The sequence below is a fragment of the Flammeovirga kamogawensis genome, from assembly GCF_018736065.1.
Lineage (GTDB): Bacteria > Bacteroidota > Bacteroidia > Cytophagales > Flammeovirgaceae > Flammeovirga > Flammeovirga kamogawensis.
In genome coordinates, this window is sequence record NZ_CP076129.1 from 1496974 (window position 1) to 1515127 (window position 18154).

Sequence of the window (18154 nt, forward strand, 5' to 3'; positions counted from 1 at the left end):
ATAACCAAAAAAATCCTTTCTGTGTTTTGATCTATTCAAATGTAGCAGGATAAATTACGATTGCATTTTTATTATGTAACATCTACTTTAAATTATGTATTTACAATGTTATTAATACTCTTTTTTTATTTTTTTTAAGTGATTTTTATATGTGTAAAAAATTGTAAATAATTGAAAATAAGTAATTTGAGTATTTTTATTTAAATGATTATATGTTTTATGAGAATTACTAAATTAAATAGATCAAATTCATTTTTTTTATTGATTAATAAAAAAGAAGCTGTTTTTGTAAATGAAAATGTTATTTTTAATAGTAGTATTACTTGAGCATTTAGAATTTTTAAGCAATCTATTTGACTGTTTACATGAATTAAGTGTCATTCTACTATCAAGAACTAAAATTATATAGTCAAATTAATTATCATGAAAATCTTATTAACTGTTTTCTTTATAACATTTCATTCTGTTTTCGTCTTCTCCCAGAGTATTCATGGAGTAGTATACGATGAAGAATCAAAGGAAACATTACCATTTACAAGTATCACCATATCTTCTAGTAAAACAGTGGGTACGGTTTCTAATAAAGAAGGGCGTTTCAAAATACATGAAAATCTCTTTGCAGAAAACGATACAATTATTTTTAGTTATGGTGGGTATGCTACAGAAAAAATTCCTGTGAAGAAGCTAGGAAAGGAGAATAAAATTTTCCTTCATCCAAGTATTATTGATTTGAAAACGGTAGAGATATCTGCGAATGCTAAAAGTTTAACGCCAAAAGATATTATGAAAAGAATTGAAGATAATTTTGAAGATAATTATCCTAAAACTCTGAATAAGCAGACAATTTTTTCTCACAATTATAGTATCACAAAATTTTTAGATGATGATCCCCTTTCGCTTAAGAAAACCAATTTTGAAGGGTTAGATAGAGCAACAATTGAGAGGGTGGTCGAAATGATGCCAAAACAATTTGTTGATTATAATGATATGAAGTTTAATTTCTTTCAGAATGATGATGAAACTAAAATAGAACCAATTCAAGGCCTTTCATTGGAAGAAAGCTCAATGGAAAAAATTGGAGATCAAATAACGGAAGAATTGGATGTTTTTATAAAAGATATTGAGAAGAGTTTAACCGAAGAAGATGTATACTACAAATTTAGAACAGGCATAATTTCATCGAAATTAGATATGGAAGCAGAAGATACAGTAGATACTCAAGCTATTGATAGTGGATTTTACCGTATACCCGTAAAATATATTAATTCTTCTGTAAAAGAAATAAATAAGGAATATGCTAGTGTAGAAGGAGATAACTGGGAATTTGTAACTAAACCTGGCAAATATAAATACGAGATGGAGGGTGCGAATATGTTACAAGATGAAGTTGTTTATAAAATTAGTTTTACACCAAAAAGTGGAGGCCTATTTCAGGGAACAATGTATGTTTCTGTAGATACTTATGCTATTTTACAATTAGATTTCGAATATGCAGAAGGGAAAAGAGGTACTAATATTCATTTATTTGGTATAGGTTATACAGAGAATTTTAAGAAAGGGAGGGTAATGTTTGAAAAAGATGCAAACGATAAATATTACCTAAAATATATCTATAAAGAAGAAGATTTGGAGTTTTCTGTAGAACGGAATTTTTCAATAGTAAAAAAGAAAAAGCGTTTTATGATGGATAAGAAACTGAATGAAATAAAAATGACAGCAAATATTAAGATGTCATCATCAACCATTCAAGAAGCTTTAATTCTAAATAGATCAAGCATTTCTCAAAGTGAGTTTGACTCTTTTTCTGAACCACGAAAAATGAAGATTATAAAAAAGGTATCTAATGATGCTAATTTCTGGGAAAATGGAACTGCTTTAGTGCCTACCAAAGAATTAGAAGAGTATAAAAGACAAGATTAATTGAAAAAGAAAAGGTGCTAAATAACTTAGCACCTTTCTTTTTAGTTAGAAGTTGATAGTTTAGTTAACTGATAACTCTTCAATTTCTTTGTTACTTGCAATTTTAGGCTCACCCATAATTACTTCAACACTATGATTACCTGCTGGTAAAACAGGAATAATATTTCCTTCTATTTCTTCTCCATTTACAATAATAGCTGCAACACCTTTAGAAACACCGTTTGGGTTCTTGATTTCGATGTTATAGGTAGCTCCTCTAAATTTTCGATCTACTTTGTAACCCTTCCATTCATTTGGAATACATGGGTCAATCATTAAACCATTGTAATCTGGATTAATACCTAAAATATATTGTACAACTGCATAGAAATTCCATGCTGCAGTACCTGATAACCAAGAATTTTTACCCTCACCAGGTTTATAGGCATCTTTACCTGCAATCATTTGGCAATATACATAAGGTTCAACTTTATGAAGATCTTGTACTTCTTCTAAATAAGCAGGAGATATTTGCTTATAATATTGCCACGCTTCGTTGCCTCTGCCAAGTTTAGTTTCGCCAATCATAATCCATGGATTATTATGACAGAAAATACCTGCATTTTCTTTATAGCCAGCAGGGTATGTAGAGATTTCACCGTATTCAATTTTATATTCAGTAAAGGCAGGATTGTTTAAAACAATACCATATGGAGTATCTAACCTTTCTTTCACACTGTTCAACGATTTTTCAACCATTCCTTCTTCAATGCCAATTTCAGCCATAGAACACCATCCTTGAGATTCTATAAAGATTTTTGCTTCTTCATTTTCATTAGAACCAACTTTCTTACCATAATAATCATAAGCACGTAGGTACCATTCTCCATCCCATCCTTTTTCTTTCACAGCTTCAATCATGGTATCAACATAAGCAGTTGCACGTTTTGCTTCTTCTGTTTTACCTAGTTCTTTACACAATTCAATGTAATCTTTACCGTAAACTACAAACAGGCCTGCAATCATTAAAGATTCAGCTTTAGAGCCTGTAGTATTGTTTTCTGTAGTTTGGAAAGATTCGTTAGGATCGTTTGAGAAACAATTTAGGTTTAAACAATCATTCCAATCTGCACGCCCAATTAAAGGTAGTCCATTAGGGCCTAAATTATTGATTACGTGATTAAATGAAATTGTTAAATGATCAAATAACGTTTTAGCTAAAGCAGGGTTGTTATCAAAAGGAACCATCTCATCTAAAATAGAGAAATCTCCACTTTCTTTAATGTAACTAACAGTTCCTAAAATTAACCACATTGGGTCGTCATTAAAACCACCACCAATAGCATCATTTCCTCTTTTTGTTAGAGGTTGATATTGATGATAACAACCACCATCAGGGAATTGTGTTGATGCAATATCAATAATTCTTTCTCTTGCTCTTTCTGGAATTTGGTGTACAAAACCAATTAAATCTTGATTTGAATCTCTGAAACCCATTCCTCTGCCAATGCCTACTTCAAAGAAAGAAGCAGAGCGAGACATATTAAAGGTTACCATACATTGGTACTGGTTCCAAATATTAACCATTCTATTCAATTTATCATCTTCGTGCTCAATGTTAATCACAGATAATAAATTTTCCCAATAACTTGCTAATTCAGCAAGAGCAGCATCAACTTTCTCAACAGTATCAAACTTATTGATAAGTGCTTTTGCTTTTGTTTTATTAATAACACCTTTACTTTCCCACTTATCATCCTCGGCATTTTCAACATAACCTAGAATAAAGATTAAATCTTCTGATTGACCAGGAGCAAGTGTAATTTCTTTGTAATGAGAAGCGATTGGAGACCAACCATGAGCTTCTGAATTACGAGGAGCACCATCTAAAACTGCTTGAGGGTTAGAAAACTCATTGTATAAACCAATAAATGATTCTCTATCAGTATCAAAACCATCAATTTCACTATTCAAGTGATAAAATGCATAATGGTTACGGCGTTCTTTATATTCTGTTTTATGGTACAATGTAGCACCATCAATTTCAACTTCACCAGTGTTTAAGTTACGTTGTAAATTGTTTTGGTCGTCTTCAGCATTCCATAAACACCATTCGTTATAAGAGAATAGCTTAAATGTTTTTGGTTCAGAAGAAGTGTTGGTCAGCGTCATTTTCTGAATTTCTGCCCAATTTCCAAGAGGTACAAACATTGTTACCTCTGCTTCTAAACCATTTTTTTCGCCTTTAATTTTAGTATAACTTAAACCATGACGACATTCATAACTATCAAGTTCTGTTTTTACAGGTTTCCAGCCTGGAGACCACATAGTATCTCCATCTTTAATATAAAAATAACGACCGCCATTGTCCATAGGGACATTATTATATCTGTATCTATTTAGACGACGAAATTTAGCATCTTTGTAAAAAGAATATCCTCCTGCCGTGTTAGAAACCAATGAGAAAAAGTCTTCATTACCTAAATAATTAATCCAAGGGAATGGAGTAGCTGGGTTTGTGATAACATATTCTTTGTTGCTATCATCGAAAAATCCGTATTTCATAGTTTTATAATTTTGTATTCTTATTTAATATTTTTGATAATTAGAGTTTTAGAGTTGAATCATCTCTTTTTCTAAAACTTCTTGATTATTACTGTTTTCTTGTAACCTTCTTCTATTTAATTCTTGAGAAATCTCTGAAAGTTTTTCATCTCCTAAAGGATAAATCAACATTAAAACAGCTGTTATAACAGCAATTACTGCAGGAATCCAACTCATTAACATTATAATACCTGGAACAGCTTCTCTTACAGATTCCAGATCTAAGCCATTATAGTTATAGGCAGTTAATACAAAACCTATAATTGCACCTGCTATACCTCCACCAAATTTTGTTGCAAAAGAACCTGCTGAATAAATAAGCCCTGTTGCTCTTCTTCCATTTTTGTATTCTGAGTAATCTGCTGCATCACCTAACATTACAAAGAATAGGGTAGGGAAAATTGCAGCAGAAAATTCGGAAATAATTCCGAGTACAAAAATACTTGCAATATCAACTTCGCTACAGAAGTAGAGTAATGAGTTTACTCCACCAGAAAAAATTAAAGAATAAATAAACAACCGTTTCTTTCCAAACTTTTTACTTAAAGTTGCTGTAATCATAGCACCTGCAATAGATGCTAGCGTTAACCCAACCATATAAGAAGCGGCAAGTAGCTGATCTTGAATGTAGTGGGTGAAATATATAACTACAATGCCTTGCTTAATAGAATTGTAGACATTAAAAAGTAAACCAATACCTAAAAGAACTAACCAAGGTTTGTTTCGAATCAAATCTCTGATATCTTTCTTTAAATTACTTTTTTGAGCTTTTGGAGGTTTAACACGTTCTTTAGTGCTATAAAAAGTAATGACCATGAATAATGTCAGGAAGGCAGACATTAAATACATAGAATAACTGTACCCTTTCTTTTGGTTAATTAGAGAAATACTTTCTGCATTTAGGTTGTCTTCTCCTTCAACTATAAAGCTATATTTCTCACCAGCATTCATTTTAAAACTTTTAGATGTAGCAGGTACATCATCTAAAGCTGTTAAATCATCTGTCCATTTAAAAGTAGCAATTCCATTTTGTGTTTTGATATTTGCATTTTCAACATCATTGGGAGAAGTAACCGCAACAACATATGTATCTACCCCTGCAGGTGTTATTTTTATATCTGGATTTACATTACCAAACATTGCAACTAAATATAGTAAAGCCCCTTGGACAAGCATTCCACCTGCAAAAGCACCAACCATTCTAAAAGAGCCAATTGATGTTCTTTCTTTATCATTTCCAGTCATAACGGCCATTAAGGCGCCGTATGGAATGTTATTGGCAGTGTAGATTAGTGTGAAAAGAATATATGTGGTATATGCATAAATAAGTTTTCCTGTATCAGATAAATCTGGAGCAGTAAATAATAATGAAAGAATTACACCTAATGGAATTGCAGTCCATAATATCCATGGTCTAAATTTTCCATATTTTGAATTTGTTCTATCACCAACAATACCCATAAATACGTCACTTACACCATCACTTGAACGTGCAACTAACATAAGTACACCAACAGCTGCAGGTGCAATACCAAAAACATCGGTATAAAAAATAAATAAGAAAGTAGCTACGCCACGCCAAGCAATATTGGCTGCGCCATCACCTAATGAATAGCCAATTTTTTCGAAAATCGAAATGCTATTAGTATTTGCTTTGTTATTCATCATTAATAGTTTAATAAATAGTTATGTTTAGAGATGTAGTTATAATTTTTGTGAATCAGATAAGACAAAATCTTTAGTAAATCCGCCGCAATTTATTTTGAAATCACCAGCTTCTAATAACGGTTTGTTATTATGACCAATGAACGATAATTCTTTAATTGGAAGTGAAAATTGAACGGTTTTTGATTCACCCGCTTTTAATTCAACTTTTTTAAATCTTCTCAACCGTTTTACTGAAGGAGACAAAGAAGCAACTAAATCTGTAGTGTATAATTGAACAACTTCTTTACCTTTTCTATCACCTGTATTAGTTACTTTTATACTTACTTCTATAGACTCATCAGGAGAGTAATTATTTTTAGATATTTGATATTCAGAATATTCAAAAGTTGTGTAACTTAATCCGAAACCAAATTCATATTGAGAATTTATTTCATGGTTGTTATTGATATTACCATCATTATGTGCTGTAGAAGCAGAGAATTTATGATAATAAGGCACTAGATCATTCGTATAACGAGGGTAGGTGTAAGGTAATTTTCCAGATGGATTAACATCGCCATAAAGAATTTCTGCAAGTGCATTTCCTCCTTCGTTACCTGGTAAATAAGTTTGTACAACAGCAGTCATATCTTGTTCAATAGCATTAAATATTCTTGGTCTGCCTTCATTTAAAATAAGAATAACAGGTTTGCCCGTTTCAATCATTTTGTTAGCTAAAGTGATTTGATTTTTAGATAGTGTTAATTCATCTAAGTCACCAGGCTTTTCTGTATAGGTGTTTTCACCTAAGCACAGCAAGATATAATCAACATTTTGAGCTTGAACAACGGCTTTGTCAATATCTACAATTCGGTCAATTTTATAATCAGCTTCTTCTTTTGGGTATTCCACGCCTTGAACAAAAGTTATGTTTTCTGGTGATGAATAGCTTATTAACGCTTCGTAAATGGTATTATGATCTTTAGCATGAATATCAGTCTCTTCACCTTGCCAAGTATATGACCAACCACCATTTAATGTTCTATTTGAATTAGCATTAGGACCTGTAACTAGTATTTTAGCATCTTTTTGTAGAGGTAAAATATCGTTTTTATTTTTCAATAAAGTAATTGATTCTAGTGCGGCATTACGCGCAATTTGATGATGTTTGAATCCTCCATATTCTGGATATTCTTTGTAATTATAAGTTGGGTTCTCAAATAAATCAAGGTCTAATTTAAGTTGTAAAATTCTTCTTACAGATTGGTCAATTCTTGCTTCAGAAATTTTTCCTTCTTTAACTAATTCAAGTAATAATTTACAAAATTCAATATCATAAGGGACCATAGACATGTCTACACCTGCATCAATAGCCATTTTTATAGCAGCTTTTTTATTTGCAGCAACATGATGTCTTTCTACTAGGTTATTGATGTCAAACCAATCTGTAACTACAACACCTTTAAAGCCAAGTTCATCTCTTAATATTTCTTTCAAAAATTTATTACTAGCATGAACAGGCATACCATTAATTTCGCCAGAGTTCACCATAATAGACCTTGCACCAGCTTCAATAGCTTTTTGGAAAGGAGGTAAAAAATACTCTCTTAAAAATGGTTCAGGAATCCAAGCTGGTGTTCTATCTTTACCACTTTTTGGGTTACCATAACCTACGTAATGTTTTAAGCAAGAGGCAACATTATTCTTATCGCCAATGTTCTCTCCTTCAAATCCTTTTACAGATGCAACACCTAAAACACTAGATAAATAAGGGTCTTCTCCAAAGCCTTCATATTGCCTAGGCCATCTAGGGTCTATCCCTAAGTCTAAAGTGGGGCTAAATACCCAAGGTATTGAAGCTGCTTTTGTTTCATATGCAGATAGTTTGGCAACATCATATGCAATAGTTGGATTCCATGTAGCTGCTAATCCAACCTCATGTGGGTATAAAGTAGCTCCCGCTCCATACATGCCATGTATTGCATCTATTCCATATATTACTGGTATATTAAGTCTGGTGTCTTTAGTAGCTACATTTTGTATAGTTGTAATCACTTTATTCCACTCTTCAGGTGTACGTACAACTCCACCAGTATTTAAGATTGATCCAACATGATAATTTACAATAACTTCATGAATTTTCTCCATGTCTAACTCCCAAGGTTTATCCATATTAAATGGAGATTCACCTTTAGAAATTACTTCTAATGTAACCTGTGTCATTTGACCAATTTTCTCAGCTAAAGTCATTTGCTTTAATAAAGCTTCTACACGTTCATCAGTGCCATGGTCATCAGATGGTTTTCCTGCAATTAAAACAATAGTTCCAATTATTAGAAATCCAAAAAAAGTTCGTTTCAACATGTTGGTATTGAATATATGTTCTGGTTTATTCATTTCATTTTGTGTATTGCAATAATACATCATTTACCCCTCTAGCAGTATTAAAATGATAGATTTAATTCTTGAATACGTAATAATGTCGTAATGAAAATGAGTCGATGTTGTAATAAATAAGCTAGTTTTATTGATTCATTTTTATTTAAGTGTAGTATGTATACTTTTGTGTAAAGATTATGAATACTACATTCTTTCAGTATTTAACTTTTATAAAGAAAAATGTAAACTATTTAGCTTTTAACTTTAACAATAAACTATAGGAAATGAATTTTATAAAAGTAGTAGTATACACTTCAAATTTAACGAAGCAGAAAACATTTTATGAAGATATTTTAGGCTTTACAATTTCAGAAATTAAGGATGATTATTTTAATTTTAAGATTGGAAATTCTCTTCTTGAATTTAGAGCTACAGTAAAGTCAACTCCTTATCATTTTGCAATTAATATTCCTGCATTTGGAGAAAAAGAAACCGTAGATTTTTTGAAAGATAAAGTTGAATTACTGACCTATGAAAATCAGCATATTCAAAATTTTGAGAATTGGAATGCTAAAGCCATCTATTTTTATGATGCTGATGAAAACATCGTAGAGTTTATAAGTAGACGGAATTTAAAAAATACTATCAAAGTACCTTTTGATTTATCTCAATGTTTGTCTATTTCAGAGATAGGTATAGCAACTATAAATTTGGAAGAAACATACAAAACACTCAATAAATTGGACATTACTATTTATGATGGTACTTTTCAAAAATTTTTAGCAGTAGGAGATGAGCATGGTTTGTTTATTTGTGTTGATCCACAAAAGAAAAAATGGTTTCCAGTAGATGATACTATACAATATTCTGATTTTATTACTTGGATTTCTTCTAATGAAATAAATTTTAAAGTAACATTTAATGATTCAGAATTATCGATTGAAAAAGTATAAAATAGCAACAAAATTAGAGAAAATAGGAAACTGAATAGTTTATAAAGTAAAAAACGAATGAAATAAAACTAATCGGAAGGTCGATTTGTTTTACGTGTTATCAAGGAGAGGTATGTTTTTGTCTAAGCTCCTATTATCATTTCATTGTTATTTATGAAAAATATTATCGTATTATTAGTCTTAATATTCTCATCTTTAGTAAGTTTTAGCCAACAGGAAGAAAAAGAAAATATTTTAGAGAGTTTTCCTAATGATCATGATTTCTATACCTTTCATACAAAAGAAGGAGTAGAATACTCTCTGAGCTCTCCATACCATGCATTCCACACACATTTAAATTTTTTAGATGTAAGAGATTTTTATCCAGATGTGGCAGCTGAAGCATTCAATCCTACTATATGGAGTTTAGACCGACGAAAGGAACTTGCTACAGAATTAAAATTAATTTATAGAGCAAAAGGTATCTACCCTTATAATGTAGATCTTTCTCTTCAAAAGGATTATAAAGATAAAAAAACAAATACTAATCGATTTACTATTTCTGATGATTTACAAGATATTTATCTTGTAAGATCCCCATCTGGAAATTGGCATTATTCTAGATTTTCAACTGGACAGATATCAATAATTTTTAATAAAACATACCCAAGTTATTCACGAAAATTTGTAAAATTTATTACAAAAATTAAAGTTGGTAACCAGATGTTCATGGGTATTCGTCTATGGCAAGTTATTGCATTAATAATAGTTGGATTATTATTAATTTTGGCTTATTGGATGACGAAGTTATTGCTATCTGTTATTCTAAAAAAAATTCTTTCAGGTAAACACGAAGAGTATTTTCTATGGAAAGTGATCAATGCTTATGAGACACCTTTAATGCTCACAATTCTTTCCGCTGCTTATTATTGGCTTATTCCGTTACTACTATTAAATAATTCATTGTCTTATTTTTTATCAATGGCAAGTAAATTAGTTTTTGCTTTATCATTGATGGTTTTATTGTATCGTACACCAGATTTATTTGTTTATCAACTTAATTTTAAGAGAAAGTCTACAAGCTTCAATTACAATGAACAGTTATCGCCAATATTAAAATCTTCTTTAAGAATTGTTGCTTTAATTCTAGGGGTTGGAATAGCATTAAAATTATTGGGTTATAATGTTAAAAATCTTGTTGCAGGTATTTCAGTAGGTGGCTTAGTTATAGCATTTGCGGCACAAGATACAGTTAAGAATTTCATTGGTTCTATAATGTTATTTACAGACCAACCTTTTAAAGTAGGGGATTACATTTCTGTAGATAATTTAGATGGTATTGTAGAAGAAATAGGGTTTAGAACTACAAAAATTCGAACTTTTGAGGATTCTGTAGTAGTAATTCCTAATAGTATGGTTTCTGATAATAAGGTAAATAATAAAGGGAAAAGAAATTTTAGAAGATACATGACTACTATCTCAATAACATACAATACACCTCGAGAAAAGATTGAAAAATTTGTTGATGGTATCAGAGAAATTGTCAAAAATCATCCCCTTACAAGAGAAGATAATTATCACGTTCATTTATATGAATTTGCAGCAAGTTCACTTGATATTTATTTCTACATGTTTTTCAAGACAAATACAAGAGATGTAGAATTAAAATCTAGAGAAGAAGTAATGTTGGCTGTCATAAAACTCTCAGAAGATCTTGGTGTTGAGTTTGCATTCCCAACGCAAACGTTATATTTAAACAAAGATTCTGATAGTGAAGAATAATAAAAAAGGTAGAATATTTTTATCAATATTCTACCTTTTGCATTTAAAATTTAAAACCATTTCTGTTTATAAAACCTAAGGCCATTAGTTTACTGTGGAATGTTTTAACGTATTGATTATTTTGGTAAATAACCACTTTTCCATTCTCATATTTAATCTCAAAATCACTGGTTTTTGTAGTATTATTTTCCATTTCTAAGTAATAAAAGATGTCAATAAAATTAGTGTTAAGCTTAAAACGAATATCGATTAATGAAATTTTAGATTATAGTTTAGCGCGTTAAAGTATCTTTTTCAATTGTTAATAAGGATGAATTTTATTTTAAAACTGTGTATTCGACTATCTTTTACTTTATCAAAAAAACTGACATCAGGAAGTTAGTTTTAAGCTTTTATATAGATAATGTCGTATGTATGTAGAGTTAGTGTTGAATAAAAATATAGGGTGTTGTGAGGTAATGTAGAGGTTCTGAAATGGACTTTAACAACTTAAAGTGAGTCATTTGTAATAATAACAAACCTCTAAGCGTACTATGAAATCATTTATTATTATTCTATCGACATTACTTTTATTTCAAATGCAATTTGTCTTTGCTCAAGTTGTAGAATGTGATGGTTATGGTTTTACTGATCCTGATAATCCCTTAGATTTGGATTACTCTTATTCAAGAGAATTAAATATCGGAACAACTACTTTAGTTTTTTATGCTTTAAAAGATGGAGTCGCAGAGACAAATATTGGAGGTAATAAGTATGTTACATTTTATAAATGCCAATCTGATGAGAATGATTGTTTTGATTTAGGAGATTACATTGGTTATAACATGATAGATAATGGTGATGATTCTTGGTCATTAACTGTAGGAACAGAATTAGATAATGATTCTCGATTTTTCTTCACATACAGTGTAACAAATGGTGTTGACCATGACAACGGGGCGCAAACTTCAGCATTTGATGAGGGACTTGTTCATAATTTTACAAATTGTAACATTACAGAACCAGATGATATAGAGTTACCAGTTGAGTTAATTTCTTTTACGAGTAAAGTTGAAAACGATTTAATTATTTTAGAATGGCAAACAGCCTCTGAACAAAATTCTTCAAAGTTTGAAATTGAAGTAAGTACTGATATGAGACACTTTTCTAAGATTGGGGAGGTAAAATCGGCGGGTAATAGTGCTGTATTGATAGATTATCAGTTTATAGACTCAAAAATAAGACATGGAAAAGTTTATTACAGGTTAAAGCAAGTTGATTTAGATGGTAAATATGAATTTTTTGGACCATTGGTTTATACTACCTCAACTTTTGATTTACAAACAATAGTAAAATTGAAATCAAATCAACTTTCAACTTTTATTGTTGATGTAAATAATAATCAAAACTATGGAATTAATGTATTCTCTTTGCAAGGAGAATTAATATATAGTAGAAGTAAAGTACAGGGCGAACAAGAAATCAACTTATCGCAACAGAATAAGTTTTTGATTTTACATTTTATACAAGGTAGAGAGGTGAAAATAATTAAGATTGCAGGAGATTATTAATATTTGTGTAATTAAAATAGTTTAAAACAAACATTATTTATTGTAATACCTGTTAAATATCTATTTTTTTTAAATGAAATGTGTTGAAATGCAACAAAGTACACTGTTTGTGTATTTAATTGAAATTCATTGTTATATGTCGTTTTTTTTGATTGATAATGTCAGAATTAACAGTTATTGGTGAAGTTGTGATTTTACACTTATAGTACTTAAAATTGCATGAACTAAAAATCAAAAAAGCTAAACCTAATTTATATCTGCAGATTGATTACTTAGCCTATTCAGAAATTTTTTAAACCAATTTTATGCGTACTAAACCAATACAACTAATACAGTTCCTGGTCACGTCTATACTTTTTATGGGTACACTTTTATGTACTAATAATGTATCAGCACAGGAGAAAACAATATCTGGAAGTGTGTCAGATATTTCTGAAGGAATGCCTCTACCTGGGGTTAACGTATCTATAGAAGGGACTTCGACAGGTACGATTACAGATTTTGATGGTAAATTTTCTTTACAAGTCGGACCTAATGATAAGAATTTAATTTTTTCATTCATTGGGTATGTTCAGAAAATTGAAACGATAGGGACAAAAACAACATTTAATATTTCTCTAGATGAAGATGTAGAACAATTAGAAGAAGTAGTTGTTGTGGGATATGGAGTACAAAAGAAAAGTGTTGTAACAGGTGCTATTGCTTCAGTTAAATCTGAAGAAATTACAGAAACACCTGTTGGTAATGCAGCACAGTCTTTACAAGGTAGAACACCAGGTGTTTTAGTAACAAATGTTTCTGGGCAACCTGGAGCTGGAGTCGATATCCGAATTCGTGGTACGGGTTCTAACGGACATAATACGCCTTTATTTGTAGTAGATGGAATGCAAATGGACGATATTAATTTCTTAAATCCGAATGATATTGAGTCTATGGAAGTGTTGAAGGATGCAGCTTCTTCTGCTATTTATGGTTCTAGAGGAGCAAACGGTGTTGTAATGATTACAACTAAAAAAGGAAAGTCAGGTAAGTCAACCGTTACTTATGATGGTTATTATGGAGTGCAAAATGCTTGGAGAGAATCGCCTTTACTAAATGCACAACAATATATGACTTTACATAATCAAGGTGCAGTTAACGCAGGAGGTCAACCAATTTACTCTGATGGGCAAATTGCCAATCCTGCAAACGATACAAATTGGCAGAACGAAATATTCCAAACTGCACCAATTCAGAGTCATAGTATTTCATCTTCTGGAGGTACAGAAAGTTCAAATTATTTAGCAAGTTTTGGTTATTTTGGTCAAGATGGAATTATTGCCCCAGAGAAATCACAATTTGAAAGATATACCTTCCGTTTAAACACTTCTCATAAAGTATCAGAATCAGTAAAAGTAGGGGTAAATGCTACTTTTGTGAGAGAAGAGAGAAGTGGAATTGAAGAAAATCAACAATTTGGTGGATCAATTCAGAATGCATTATTACATGATCCATTAACTCCTGTGTATGATTATACTAGAGATAATGAATATGATGCTTACCCTGTAAAGCCAGCATATAACCCTAACCATGTAAATCCAATTACTGGAAATCAAGGCTCTTATTACGGTATTTCTGATCGCCAGCTAAGAGAAATTGTAAACCCTGTTGCAAAAATCCATAATACATATGAAGATAACATTACAAATAAGTTTATAGGTAATGCATTTGTTGAGGTTAAACCAGTTCGATTAAAAGGTTTAACAGTAAAAACGGATTTTGGTATTGATATAGGTTCATGGGCAAATAGAGGATATTCTCCAGAAGTGTATTATAACTCTGTTAATCAAAATGCAGCAAGTTCTGTAAATCAGAGCATGGGAGAGTACAGTACTTGGCAATGGGAAAACACTGCGATGTATGAATTTAAAATTAATGACGATCATAAATTTAATGTATTGGGCGGTATGACGATGCGCCAGAGTACAGGTACAGATTTATGGGGATCTAGAAATCAACTACAGTTACCAGGTTGGGATTATGGTTATGTTGGTAATGGATCTGATGATAATTCACAAAAATCAAATGGTGGCTTTTACGACCATAGGTTAATGTCTTTCTTTGGTAGAGTGGGGTATGATTACAAAGAAAAATACCTTTTTAGTGCAACAATGCGTTATGATGGTTCATCAAACTTTGGACCTAATCATCAATTTGGATTTTTCCCTTCTATACAAGCAGGATGGGTATTATCTAACGAAGATTTCTTGAAATATAATGAGACCGTTAATTTCTTAAAAGTAAGAGGTTCTTGGGGTAAAGTTGGTAACGAGAATATTCCACCTTTCGGATATCTTTCAGCATTTGGTAGTACACCTTCTTACCCATTAGGGCCTAATGGTGTTCCACAACCTGGGTATGGTTTAACAAGAATGGCTAATCCAGATTTACGTTGGGAGGCAGCTGCAGAATTTAATGTGGGTATAGATGTAGGTTTCTTTAATGATATGCTACAGGCCAATGTTGATATTTACTCAAGAGAAAGACAAGATTTATTAGGTAACAAGCCAGTACCAGATTATACAGGTCAAGAAGACCCAATTACAAACTTGGGAACAGTAAGAAACCAAGGTATTGAATTGGCATTGACGTATCAGAATAACGAAGGAGAATTTAAATATTCAGTTACTGGTAATGTAGCATATAATGATAATAAAGTGACTGCTGTAAATAACTCTGATGGATTTATTTTTGGAGACGGTTTACATAATACTGTAGGTAATATGGCTATGGCTACAGGGCACTCTTTACCCTTTTTCTATGGGTTTAAAACGGATGGAATTTTACAAACGGAGGCCGACGCACAAAAGTACAATGAAATGTATGGTATGAATGCAAAACCAGGAGATATTCGATATATGGATACAAATGGTGACGGTGTCATTGATGAAAATGACAGAACAGACATTGGTTCACCTGTGCATAGTTGGTCATACGGTTTAACATTGAGAGCGGAATATAAAGGGTTCGATTTCTCTATGTTCTGGCAAGGTCAAGCAGGTGGTAAAATGATGAATGCTTCAACGCGTCAGGATTTATTATCTGAGCAAAATTATAATACACGTTATTTAGATAGTTGGACTCCAGAAAATGGATCGAATACAATGCCTCGTTTTACGCATGACGATACAAATAATAATTATTTGTGGATGAATGACATGGTACACATCGAAGATGCTTCTTATTTAAGACTAAAGAATGTTCAAATTGGTTACACTTTGCCAAAAGTAATCTCAGAGAAAGCAGGAATGCAACGCCTAAGAGTATACGTATCTGGTAATAATTTATTGACATTCACGGATTATTCAGGTTTAGATCCAGAAATGGGACATGGTGGAGCAATGGGTTCTGGTTTTGATATGGGTTCATATCCTCAGGCTCGCTCATTCTTAGTAGGTCTTAACGTAACATTCTAATCGAACTTCATAATGAGAAAATTTAATATATATATATCAACCATTTTGATGCTATTGGTTACTGCATCATCATGTAATAAATTCTTGGATATCGATCCAAAAGATTCACAAGATCAAGATTCATTTTTTAGAACTTCTACAGAGGCAAGACAAGCTTTGATTGGTACATATGAGTTACTAAGAAATGATAATTTAGATTGGCAAGCTATGCCAATGGCACTTACTGCAGATGTAATGTCTGATGATGTGTATACAGGCGGCTCTAATGCCACAGATATGCTAGGTTGGCAACAAATGGCAAGGTTTGATGCCAGAGCAATTGGAGACCAAGGTGCTAAAACTTGGAAAAAATGTTATGTTGGTATTCAAAGAGCTACTACACTTTTAACAAGTTATGATCAAATAGATTTTAAGGCTAGTGAAGCTGAATTGAAAAGCAATATTGAAGGAGAAGCGTTATTTCTTAGAGGACACTACTACTTTGAAGTATTACGCTATTTTGAAAATGTTCCAGTTGTTAGAACTACTTTAAATGGTAGTGATTGGGAAGCTGTAGAACAGTCTAACCCAGATGAGGCGTATGCTTACGCAGCCAAACAAATGATTGATGCTATACCATTAATGTCTGATCAACACCCCGAAAATGATTTAGGTAGATTGACTAAATGGGCAGCAAAAGCAGAATTGGTTAAAATGTTTATGTTTTATACGGGTGTATATCAAAAATCTGAAATGCCTGTAGAAGATAGTAATGCATTTACACAACAAGATGCTGTAAATATGTTAGAAGAGATTATTACAAAATCTGGAAAAACATTATCTGCTAAATATGAGGACTTATTTAACCAGAATGGTAATTTTAATCAAGAAGTACTTTTTGAAATCTGTTTCGCCAATACAGGAACTGGTGATTGGTCGCATAATAAACTAGGTAACTACCAATGTACAATGGCAGGGCCAAGAGGCCATAATTCTACAACTTTAGCACAAGGTTGGGGTTTTGGATCGCCTACTAGAGAACTTGAAAGTTTATTTGTTGAAGGAGACCTTCGAAAAGCATCAACAATTATTTATGCAAAGGAACTAGTAGATAAAGAGCAAGAAGATTATGAGGGAGATGATCCTTTTTCTCCTAATCTAGAATGGCATTATACTTATACGGGCATGTTTACTTACAAATATACTACACATGCTTACCGTAGAACAGATGCAGGAACACCAGAATTAAATTACGACCAAAATTACCATTATATACGTTTAGCAGATGTTTATTTAATGGCTGCAGAACTTCATTTATCTACAGGTAACCAAGGTAAAGCAGATGATTATGTAAATAGAGTGAGAACTAGGGCAGGATTAACTCCTGTGTCTGGAGTTTCTTTAGATGATATTTTTATGGAAAGGAGACTTGAATTAGCAATGGAGGGACATCGTTATTTTGATGTATTGAGAAGAGGACTTTCTTATGCAAAACAAGAACTTGATGTTAATGGGTATATTTTAACTCAACCAACAAACGAAGGTGATGAATACATGAAAAATGGACAAAATCTAACGGGCGATGTTGGAAACCCTATAGACTTTGAAGTAAACTTTGATATTGGGAAAAGAGGGTTTCTTCCCATTCCACAAAGAGAACTTGATTTAAATGCCGGTTTTAAACAAAATACGGGTTATTAAAGCGATTAAACTTGATATAAATAATTAGACAAATAGTAAAGAAGTGAATACCATTGGTATTTGCTTCTTTTTTTTGTGCATTATGTTTTTAAGGAATGTATAAATTAATATCTATTAAAATCTTTCGAATCTATTCTAAACGTTGTTAAATAATAGTTTTTGTTTAATGATTATAATCGTGTATTCAGTGTTATAATTTTTATTCTTAGTATTAGAAACCAATAGG

At 31.7% G+C, this 18154-nt stretch carries 9 protein-coding genes; 6 read left to right on the forward strand and 3 right to left on the reverse strand.

Annotated elements, in window-relative coordinates:
• Positions 1-423 precede the first annotated feature (423 nt).
• A complete protein-coding gene (locus tag KM029_RS24010) occupies positions 424-1920 on the forward strand; it encodes a carboxypeptidase-like regulatory domain-containing protein (RefSeq protein WP_144076342.1) in 1497 nt (498 codons plus the stop codon).
• Between the two features lie 60 nt (positions 1921-1980).
• Here the strand turns inward: KM029_RS24010 and KM029_RS24015 are convergent, their stop codons facing one another.
• The 3 genes from KM029_RS24015 to KM029_RS24025 are packed head-to-tail and all read right to left on the reverse strand — an operon-like array spanning position 1981 to position 8547.
• On the reverse strand, positions 1981-4464 hold the full coding sequence (locus KM029_RS24015) for a GH36-type glycosyl hydrolase domain-containing protein (RefSeq protein ID WP_144076343.1): 2484 nt from the start codon (positions 4462-4464) through the stop codon (positions 1981-1983).
• 48 nt (positions 4465-4512) lie between these two features.
• Positions 4513-6171: an MFS transporter gene (locus KM029_RS24020; protein WP_205125525.1), complete on the reverse strand. Its 1659-nt coding sequence runs from the start codon at positions 6169-6171 to the stop codon at positions 4513-4515.
• Between the two features lie 36 nt (positions 6172-6207).
• The gene (locus KM029_RS24025) at positions 6208-8547 is read right to left on the reverse strand and encodes a glycoside hydrolase family 3 N-terminal domain-containing protein (protein WP_205125526.1); all 2340 of its coding nucleotides are present in this window, start codon (positions 8545-8547) and stop codon (positions 6208-6210) included.
• Positions 8548-8813: 266 nt separating this feature from the next.
• Between KM029_RS24025 and KM029_RS24030 the strand changes: the two genes are divergently transcribed.
• The 5 genes from KM029_RS24030 (at position 8814) to KM029_RS24050 (ending at position 17928) form a co-directional block, all read left to right on the forward strand.
• Positions 8814-9482 (forward strand): VOC family protein, encoded by a 669-nt coding sequence (locus KM029_RS24030; RefSeq protein ID WP_144076344.1) that lies wholly within the window; start codon positions 8814-8816, stop codon positions 9480-9482.
• Positions 9483-9635: 153 nt separating this feature from the next.
• A complete protein-coding gene (locus tag KM029_RS24035) occupies positions 9636-11243 on the forward strand; it encodes a mechanosensitive ion channel family protein (RefSeq protein ID WP_144076345.1) in 1608 nt (535 codons plus the stop codon).
• Between the two features lie 533 nt (positions 11244-11776).
• Positions 11777-12793, forward strand: a complete 1017-nt coding sequence (locus tag KM029_RS24040) for a hypothetical protein (RefSeq protein ID WP_144076346.1) — start codon at positions 11777-11779, stop codon at positions 12791-12793.
• Positions 12794-13152: 359 nt separating this feature from the next.
• A complete protein-coding gene (locus KM029_RS24045; RefSeq protein WP_158631205.1) occupies positions 13153-16248 on the forward strand; it encodes a SusC/RagA family TonB-linked outer membrane protein in 3096 nt (1031 codons plus the stop codon).
• Between the two features lie 12 nt (positions 16249-16260).
• Positions 16261-17928 (forward strand): RagB/SusD family nutrient uptake outer membrane protein, encoded by a 1668-nt coding sequence (locus KM029_RS24050; protein ID WP_144076348.1) that lies wholly within the window; start codon positions 16261-16263, stop codon positions 17926-17928.
• Positions 17929-18154 lie beyond the last annotated feature (226 nt).

Excerpts from the sequence above, each read along its gene's own strand:
- KM029_RS24010 (WP_144076342.1), top strand. The coding sequence starts at position 424 with ATGAAAATCTTATTAACTGTTTTCTTTATAACATTTCATTCTGTTTTC.
- KM029_RS24015 (WP_144076343.1), bottom strand. The coding sequence starts at position 4,464 with ATGAAATACGGATTTTTCGATGATAGCAACAAAGAATATGTTATCACA.
- KM029_RS24020 (WP_205125525.1), bottom strand. The coding sequence starts at position 6,171 with ATGATGAATAACAAAGCAAATACTAATAGCATTTCGATTTTCGAAAAA.
- KM029_RS24025 (WP_205125526.1), bottom strand. The coding sequence starts at position 8,547 with ATGAATAAACCAGAACATATATTCAATACCAACATGTTGAAACGAACT.
- KM029_RS24030 (WP_144076344.1), top strand. The coding sequence starts at position 8,814 with ATGAATTTTATAAAAGTAGTAGTATACACTTCAAATTTAACGAAGCAG.
- KM029_RS24035 (WP_144076345.1), top strand. The coding sequence starts at position 9,636 with ATGAAAAATATTATCGTATTATTAGTCTTAATATTCTCATCTTTAGTA.
- KM029_RS24040 (WP_144076346.1), top strand. The coding sequence starts at position 11,777 with ATGAAATCATTTATTATTATTCTATCGACATTACTTTTATTTCAAATG.
- KM029_RS24045 (WP_158631205.1), top strand. The coding sequence starts at position 13,153 with ATGGGTACACTTTTATGTACTAATAATGTATCAGCACAGGAGAAAACA.
- KM029_RS24050 (WP_144076348.1), top strand. The coding sequence starts at position 16,261 with ATGAGAAAATTTAATATATATATATCAACCATTTTGATGCTATTGGTT.